6 protein-coding genes are annotated in these 8,197 nt (G+C 64.1%); 3 read left to right on the forward strand and 3 right to left on the reverse strand.

Features of this window, described 5'->3' with window-relative positions:
- Window positions 1–568, reverse strand: a 568-nt coding sequence (locus A2J01_RS30675; protein WP_156519458.1) for an aminotransferase class I/II-fold pyridoxal phosphate-dependent enzyme, incomplete at its 3' end; no start/stop codon positions are given.
- Between the two features lie 75 nt (window positions 569–643).
- Between A2J01_RS30675 and A2J01_RS30680 the strand changes: the two genes are divergently transcribed.
- Window positions 644–2,584, forward strand: a complete 1,941-nt coding sequence (locus A2J01_RS30680) for a S9 family peptidase (RefSeq protein WP_042452248.1) — start codon at window positions 644–646, stop codon at window positions 2,582–2,584.
- Here the strand turns inward: A2J01_RS30680 and A2J01_RS30685 are convergent.
- Window positions 2,574–3,506, reverse strand: coding sequence for a hypothetical protein (locus A2J01_RS30685; RefSeq protein ID WP_064074627.1), 933 nt, complete (start codon window positions 3,504–3,506; stop codon window positions 2,574–2,576). The genes A2J01_RS30680 and A2J01_RS30685 overlap by 11 nt on opposite strands.
- Before the next feature lie 245 nt (window positions 3,507–3,751).
- On the opposite strand from A2J01_RS30685, the gene A2J01_RS30690 reads away from it, so the two are divergent.
- Both A2J01_RS30690 and A2J01_RS30695 read left to right on the forward strand, forming a co-directional pair.
- Complete coding sequence (locus tag A2J01_RS30690) at window positions 3,752–4,930, forward strand: DUF6745 domain-containing protein (RefSeq protein ID WP_042926313.1); 1,179 nt, start codon at window positions 3,752–3,754, stop codon at window positions 4,928–4,930.
- Between the two features lie 53 nt (window positions 4,931–4,983).
- On the forward strand, window positions 4,984–5,439 hold the full coding sequence (locus tag A2J01_RS30695) for a hypothetical protein (protein WP_029254716.1): 456 nt from the start codon (window positions 4,984–4,986) through the stop codon (window positions 5,437–5,439).
- 173 nt (window positions 5,440–5,612) lie between these two features.
- Here the strand turns inward: A2J01_RS30695 and A2J01_RS30700 are convergent.
- Window positions 5,613–8,197, reverse strand: a 2,585-nt coding sequence (locus tag A2J01_RS30700) for a (Fe-S)-binding protein (RefSeq protein WP_064114241.1), incomplete at its 5' end; no start/stop codon positions are given.

Below are 8,197 nucleotides of genomic sequence, written 5' to 3' on the forward strand. Positions count from 1 at the left end.
GGTTGATGACGAGGAGAGCCTTGGTCTTGTCGGTGATCTTGGATTCGATATCGGCGATATCGGGATTCCAGTCGTTGGCCTCGTCGCAGAGATAGTGGACGGGCGTCCCTCCGGACAAGCTCGTCATCGCAGTCCACAGGGGGTAGTCCGGTGCTGGGATCAGAACCTCGTCGCCGTTGTTGAGGAGGGCCTGCATGGTCATCGTGATCAGCTCGGAAACACCGTTGCCGAGGTAGATGTCGTCGACGTCGAGCTCGGGGAAGCCGGGAACCAGCTCGTAACGCGTCACGATTGCGCGCCGCGCCGACAGAATGCCCTTCGACTCCGAATAGCCCTGTGCATAGGGCAGGGCGGCGATCATGTCCCGCATGATCACATCGGGGGCGTCGAATCCGAACGGTGCCGGGTTGCCGATGTTGAGCTTGAGGATCCGGTGTCCTTCCGCCTCCAACCGGGCGGCATGCGCGTGCACCGGTCCACGGATTTCGTACAGGACGTTCTGGAGCTTCGACGACTGCTCCAGCTCGCGCTGCGGCTGACGGTGGCGGACGGGTTCTGGTGTGCTCACGAGTTACATGATTCCACCACTGTGCAAGTGCATTGTCGGGGACCGTGTCGCACGCCCGTTGGCTATTGTCGAGCGATGACCCCCAGCGAGCAGATTGCAGCCCCGTACGGATCGTGGACTTCTCCGATCGGAGCAGCTGATCTGGCTGCAGGTGGGCACCCTGTCGAGGGTGGACGATACGTCGGTGACGAGATCTGGTGGGCTGAACTTCGTCCGACCGAGGGTGGTCGGACCTCGATCCGTCGATCTGGTCTCGACAACCAACCCGTCGACATCCTCCCCGCGCCGTGGAACGCGCGAACCAGGGTTCACGAGTACGGCGGTGGCGCCTGGACGGTCACCGAGTCCGGAAAACTGGTCTTCAGTGAATTCTCCGATCAACGGGTGTACATCCTCGAAGGAGTCACTCCACGGGCTCTGACGCCCGAACCGGCGTCGCCGGCCGCGTGGCGATACGCAGACCTGCAGATCGTGAACGGCGAGGTGTGGGCGGTTCGGGAAGCGCACGCGGAGGACGGGGCGATCACTCGCGATATCTGCGCGATTCCGCTGGACGGTTCCGGCAACATCCGCTCGATCGTCGGCGGCTCGGACTTCCTCTCGTCACCGAGGCTTTCGCCGAGTGGAACCAAGATCGCCTGGATCGCATGGAACCATCCGCAAATGCCCTGGGACGGTACCGAACTGCGGGTAGCTCCACTCGTCGACGGCGTCGCTCAGGCGTATTCCGTGCTGATCGGCGGACTTGAAGAGTCCGTCCTGCAGCCGGAGTGGATCACCGACGACGAACTCTACGCAATCAGCGATCGCAGCGGCTGGTGGAACATCTATCGCGTCGGCGGCAAGATCAGCCCGATTTGCCCGGTGAACGCGGATTTCGGTGGCCCGCAGTGGCGCTTCGGTGGGCGCTGGTTCGTCGAACTCGGCAACGGGCACCTTCTCACCGCACGCACCGTCGGAACCGACACGCTGGCGGTACTCGACCCGGCGTCGGGGGAACTGCGCGACATCGCGACCCCGGGTGTCACCAGCATCGGCCTCATGCAAGTTCGCGGCGATCGGTTACTGCTCATCTCGGGAGGCGCGAAACTGGCGGGCGCGCTACGTGAACTGGACCTCGGTACCGGCGAACTCACCGAAATCCGTTCGTCGGTCGAAGAATTGCCCGAGTCTGCCTACCTTCCGGAAGCGCGAGCCGTCGTGGCTCACGGACACGGGCGAGAAGTTCACGCCGTTGCGTATCCGCCGCGCAGTCCGCGATACAAAGGGCTCGACGATGAACGACCGCCGTATGTCGCGTTTGTTCACGGTGGGCCGACGGCGCACGTCGCACCGGCCCTCAACCTCGTCTACGCCTTCTTTACCAGCCGCGGAATCGGCGTCGTCGACGTGAACTACGGCGGGTCGACCGGTTACGGACGTGAGTACCGTAATCGATTGCGTGGTCAGTGGGGTGTCGTCGACGTGCAGGACGTCGTCACCGCCGTCAACGGGTTGGCCGAGCAGGGGCTTGCCGATCCGGCCCGCCTTGCCATCGAAGGCGGATCCGCCGGTGGTTGGACCGTTCTGGCCGCACTGACGACGTCCGACGTGTTCGCTTGTGGTGCTTCCTATTTCGGCGTGGCTGAACTGGACCTGTTCGTGCAGGAAACTCACGATTTCGAATCGCGTTACGTCGACGGTTTGATCGGCCCGCTGCCGGAATCTGCCGACCTGTACGCGGAACGTGCTCCACTCAACAACGTCGACGGGTTGAACTGCCCGGTGTTGCTTCTCCAGGGTCTCGACGATCCGATCGTGCCACCCTCGCAGGCGGAGCGATTCCGGGATGCTCTGGTGGCCAAGGGCATTCCGCACGCGTACCTGGCCTACGAGGGTGAATCTCACGGATTCCGCAAGCAGTCGACCATCATCAGCTCACGCAACGCCGAGCTGTCCTTCTACGGGCAGGTGCTCGGATTCACTCCACCCGGCATTCCGACGCTCGAGCTGTGGAAGCCTGCGATCAGTAGCTGACGGCCCCGTGGCTGCGCGCGAAGGCCGCCAGGATCCGACTTGCCACCAGTGACGGGGTCGACAGGTCGGCCCACGTCCACCTCGCGACCTCCCACCCTGCGTCACGGAGTCGGTCTTCGCGGAGCTTCTCGTTCCAGAGCGCGTCCTCGGGGCTGCGACCGGCTGGCACCAGTCGGCCGTACTTGATGCGGCCGTCGAACTCTCCGATGGTGCGCTGCTCACGCCACAGGAAGTCGACGCGGCCGGCGAACCCTCGGGCGTCGTGGATGTCGACCTGGGGTTCGGGGAGCGGCAGGTGTTCGTGCAGGAACAATGCGAGGCTCCGTGATTCACCGACGCTTTCGATGCGGGAGTCCATCGCGGTGAGCGCGTGGAGCGCATGTCGATGGCGCGGATGGTTCGGGCTGAGTGCCAGCGAGGCTGCAACCGCGTCCTTGGTCAACCTTGAACGGTGCAACGCTGAATTGCCCACGACGAGAGCCTGTTCGAAAGTGAGTGTCCTCGCGAGATCCGCAACAGTTCGTGCCGGAGTCGTGACGCGCAGCCCATCGACTTCGGTGATCTCGTTGTCCGCCAGCCATGTCGAGTGCACATGACGTCGAGCGGACTTTCGGCCACCACCTCGCCGGTTCCGGGACAGGTGAACGACCTCGAGCGGAGTGTTCCAGAGTTCGAAACCGTGCAGAACCGCAGCCGAGACGTGGCTGACAGTGGCACCGGGTGAAGCGGCGCAGGCCACGGCCTCTGCCCGCAATCGATGTCGTCCGTATGCGTCGAGGCGGGACAGGTGGCCGCTGTCCACGTACGCACCCCGATGGATTCTGGCCCAGGTTCCACTAGCGCAGGCCTGTCGGATCTCGGCATCGGTGCGACCGATCGACAGTTGGTCCGGCCTGCGGATGATATGTGTCTGTTCCCCCATGTCGATCGATCTTGCTGTGCCCGGCGCTGGAAAGGAAGCCGTGACCCCGGGGGTGTGGATAGCCGTGAGTGAACACCACTTGTCCACAGTTCGAACCGGTTTCGCGTCGCTGGAGAGGGTGTTCGGTATGGGGAAACGGTGGCAGGTTCCCGGTGTCGCGCTCTAGGAAACCCTTGCGCCCGGAGCGTTCGCGTGCCAGGCTGTTCAACTATGACTACAGGAAAGGCGGACACCGCCACCGTCGCGTGAGCGCCGCACCGATTCGCTCGTCGGCATCACATCGAGCGACATTGCCCGAGAACTTCAATCTCTTCGATGAAGACAGTCTGGCCCTGGAAAAGATCCGCGACGTGTGGCTCGAACGCGGATTGTGTACTCGTCCTGCTGATCGAAACACCGCAGAAGCCTCTGTCGCGCAACTGTATCGACGCTCCGGGCTCCCGAAACCGGAGTTCGTCTGGGTCCCGTCGCCGTCTGCTGGTTCGGACCTGATCGTCACCGAAGGACTGTCGACCAAGATGTCATTGGACGGCACCGGCCTCGACTGCGCTTCCGGGTATATCGCGAGCATGTTTGCGGCATCGCGCCGACGCATGGACGCGCGAATCGAATGTCGGAGAACTGACTGGCAGATGGAACGCCGGCAGGGGGAGCGCCTGATCAGGGCGTCCATTTGGGAATCGTTGCACACCACGCTGTTCGACGGCGTCGCAGCTGCGATACGAACGATGTTGACCCCGGTGGCCGGGGAAGTGACCTGGTACGGGCAGCAGGACGCACATCGAATCGCGTACTACGACACATGCCATCGATTCGGTCTTGCGACCTTCCGCTCGGAAGACCGTGAACTCCTCGACGTGCAGACCGCACTGGCTGACTCGACCGGGTGGTGGTGGGCGTTCGACGACGTGTGCATCATGGCGGAACGACCCACTGCCTTACATGCCGAACCGATTCCGGGCAGCGCGCAGGGGGCACGGCGCTTGCATCATTCGGATTCCCCCGCAATCGAATTCGTAGACGGTACAAAGGCGTTCGTTCTACACGGAGCGATCGTTCCAGACTGGGTGGTGCTCGACCCCACCGCCGAACGCATCGCACACGAGCGCAATGTAGAGATCCGTCGATGTGCAATCGAGCGGATCGGGTGGGATTCCTACATCGAGCTGGCAGGCCTGACACTGGTCGACCAAACCGACGATCCCGGTAACGCCGGTTGCCTGCTGCAGCTCTACGCGTCGCCGGAGGGCTGGGGCCGAAGTGGACGGATTCTCCTCGCGGTCAACGGTTCTCTCGAACGCGACGGGCATCGGCGTCGATACGGCCTTCACGTACCCGGATGGTTTACCTCCGCTTTGGATGCCGCCGGATGGACTTACGGCATCACCGGTACCGACTATTCCCGTCTCGTTCGTCGAACCTGAATCTCGAACCCTCAATCCTCGAACCCTCAATCCTCAAACCCTGGGTGATACTTATGAACTCGAACATGACCTTGTCCGCTCTCACCACCCTCACCGGCCTCGATGTCTTCGACTACCTGGACCAGGAAGTGTCCATTCCTGTGATCGACGGACTCCAGGCGCAAGGCGATCTCATCGTGATCCCGTTTTCGCTGCTCGCAAATATCGTGGCGCCCCTGCCATGGACACGCTCTGTGAGAGTGCCGCTCTCCGGCGTGGAACTGCTGCGAAGTGCGGCGGGAGGGAACCCCCACAGTCTGGTTGCAGACGAAGGGGAGTGCACGTGGTCGACGCCGGTGAAAGATGCTCGGGGCCTTGCACTCGGCATGCTCGACACCCGAGTGACCGCGTACCTCATCCACCCGGAGCACGGCGCGACCGGCATCGCTCCGGGACGATACGTCATCGGCCGGCAGCAGGAAAGGGGCGTCGGGCGTGCGCGCGGTGCGGTGATGCTTGTCGCCGATTGACACGCCGGCCTCGAGTTGGCGGGGGAGTGAGCACCACTTGCACAGGGCGAGCACCGGTTTCCGTGTGCTGGACGGTGTGTCGGGTCGAGGGAAAGGGTGCTCGGTCGGCAAAGGCTCCCGCACAAACACGGATGCCCTCACCGTGACGGTGAGGGCATTCGCGTGTGGTGCGCTTACTTCTTGCGGCCAGGAGCCTTCGCGCCGGCCTTGAATCCGAGTCCGCCTGCCTTGGGGGCGGGCGGCGCGGCAGCAGGCGCCGGAGCTTCCGCGGGTGCGGACGCCTCAGCAGGCGCTTCAGCGGCGGGTTCTGCCTTCACAGGTTCGGCGGCGGGTTCTGCCTTCACAGGTTCGGCCTCGGGAGCCGGGGCCTCAGCAGCCGGCGCCGGGGCCGCAGCGGGAGCTGCCTTCCGGGCACCGGGAGCCTTTGCGCCCGATTTGAATCCGAGTCCGCCGGCCTTGGCGGCAGGCGGAGCCTTCGGGGCTTCCGCCTCGGCGGCCGGAGCCTCTGCCGGTGCAGCCGGAGCCTCTGCCAGAGCCTCTGCCGGAGCAGCAGCAGGTGCTTCAGAAGCAGGAGCAGCCTTTGCACCAGGAGCCTTGGCCCCACCCTTCATCTGCAGTCCCTTGCCGCCGGGTGCCTTGGCGCCGGACGCCAGGCCCAGACCCTTCGGCTTGGCGACGGGTGCAGCAGCTTCGGGTGCAGCAGCCTCAGCAGCCGGAGCTTCCGCTGCCGGCGCGGCAGCGGCCTTTGCTCCGGGTGCCTTGGCGGCGCCCTTCATCTGCAGTCCCTTGCCGCCGGGAGCCTTGGCCCCGCCTGCCAAGCCGAGACCCTTGGGCTTTGCGACAGGTGCTGCCGGTGCAGCAGCTTCGTCAGCGGGAGCTTCCGCGCTTGCGGCGGGAGCCGCTTTCTTGGCGCCGGGAGCCTTTGCCCCGCCGGCCATTCCGAGCCCCTTGCCGGGTGCCTTGGCACCGGGAGCTTTTGCACCTGGTGCTTTGGCGAGGCCCTTCATGGCCAGACCCTTGCCTGCCGGTGCAGCCTTGGCTTCCGGAGTCGCGGCAGCTTCCTCGACTTCGGCGACCCGATCCTGCTCGACGGTCTCAGCCTTTGCCTCAGCAGCGACCGGTGCCTTCTCGCGCGGGATCACCTTGATGTTCTCGCCGAGCTGGGCGGGATCGAGGCGGGTGACGGAGTTCAGCATCAGCTGCGCGACGTCGACGACCTCGACGCCTTCGCCCTGGCCTTGCTCCTGGCGGGCAGTGACGCCGTCGGTGAGCATGACGCGGCAGAACGGGCAACCCGTGGCGATCTTCTTGGGGTTGGTGGAGAGCGCTTCGTCGACGCGGTCGACGTTGATGCGCTTGCCGATGTTCTCTTCCATCCACATGCGAGCACCACCGGCACCACAGCACATGGAACGTTCGCCGTGACGCGGCATTTCGACGAGCTTGGAGCCTGAGGCTTCCATGAGTTCACGGGGAGCGTCGTAAACCTTGTTGTGGCGTCCGAGGAAGCACGGGTCGTGGTAGGTGACGTCTTCGCTCACGGACGCAACCGGGATCAGCTTCTTCTGGCGCACCAGACGGTTGAGCAGCTGAGTGTGGTGCACGACCTCGTAGTCGCCGCCCACCTCCGGGTACTCGTTGCCGAGGGCGTTGAAGCAGTGCGCACAGGTGACGACGATCTTGCGCTTCTTCTGCTCGATACCGTCGAAGACCGAATTGAGCATCTCGATGTTCTGCATCGCGAGCTGCTGGAACAAGAACTCGTTGCCGGCGCGACGTGCGGAGTCGCCGGTGCAGGTTTCGTCGGCGCCGAGGACCATGAACTTCACTCCCGCGGTGGCGAGGAGTTCGGCGACGGCCTTGGTGGTCTTCTTGGCACGGTCTTCGTAGGCGCCGGCGCAGCCGACCCAGAAGAGGTACTCGTAGTCCTCGAAGCTGTCGGCGTCCTTGCCGAAGACGGGGATCTCGAAGTCCATCTCGTTGATCCAGTTGAGGCGATCCTTGGAGTTCTGACCCCAGGGGTTGCCCTTGTTCTCGAGGTTCTTGAACAGGCCGGCGAGTTCGGAGGGAAACTCCGATTCGATCAGGACCTGGTAGCGACGCATGTCGATGATGTGGTCGACGTGTTCGATGTCGACGGGGCACTGTTCGACGCAGGCGCCGCAGTTGGTGCAGCTCCACAAGGTTTCGGCGTCGATGACCGGGGCCATCTCACCTTCGACGGTTTCACCGACGAGCTTGCGGTCGGCCTCGAGGCGCGCGGCCTCGGGGATGGCTGCGAGGGCGCCTTCCTTGACATTGCCTTCGCTGTCGACGAGACCGATCTCGTCGCCGCCCATGTCCTTGCGTCCACCAGCGAGCAGGTACGGGGCCTTGGCGTAGCCGTGGTCACGCAGCGACATGATGAGCAGCTTGGGCGAGAGCGGCTTTCCGGTGTTCCACGCGGGGCACTGGGACTGGCAACGACCGCACTCGGTGCAGGTGGTGAAGTCGAGCCAGCCCTTCCAGGAGAAGTCTTCGATGTTTCCGGCGCCGAGAGTGTCGGTGTCGGGGTCGACGTTCTCCATCGTCAGGACTTTGCCCTTGGACATCATGGGCTTTGCCGCGCCGAGGGCGACGGTGCCGTCGTCTTCACGCTTGAAGTAGATGTTGAAGAACGCCGAGAAGCGGTGCCACGCGACGCCCCAGGTGATGTTGCGGCCCACGATCGCGAGCCAGATCATGCCGGTCATCAGCTTCACGAATGCGAACACCGAGA

This window comes from Rhodococcus sp. EPR-134 (genome assembly GCF_001647205.1).
Lineage (GTDB): Bacteria > Actinomycetota > Actinomycetes > Mycobacteriales > Mycobacteriaceae > Rhodococcus_F > Rhodococcus_F qingshengii.

Excerpts from the sequence above, each read along its gene's own strand:
- A2J01_RS30685 (WP_064074627.1), bottom strand. The coding sequence starts at position 3,506 with ATGGGGGAACAGACACATATCATCCGCAGGCCGGACCAACTGTCGATC.
- A2J01_RS30695 (WP_029254716.1), top strand. The coding sequence starts at position 4,984 with ATGAACTCGAACATGACCTTGTCCGCTCTCACCACCCTCACCGGCCTC.
- A2J01_RS30680 (WP_042452248.1), top strand. The coding sequence starts at position 644 with ATGACCCCCAGCGAGCAGATTGCAGCCCCGTACGGATCGTGGACTTCT.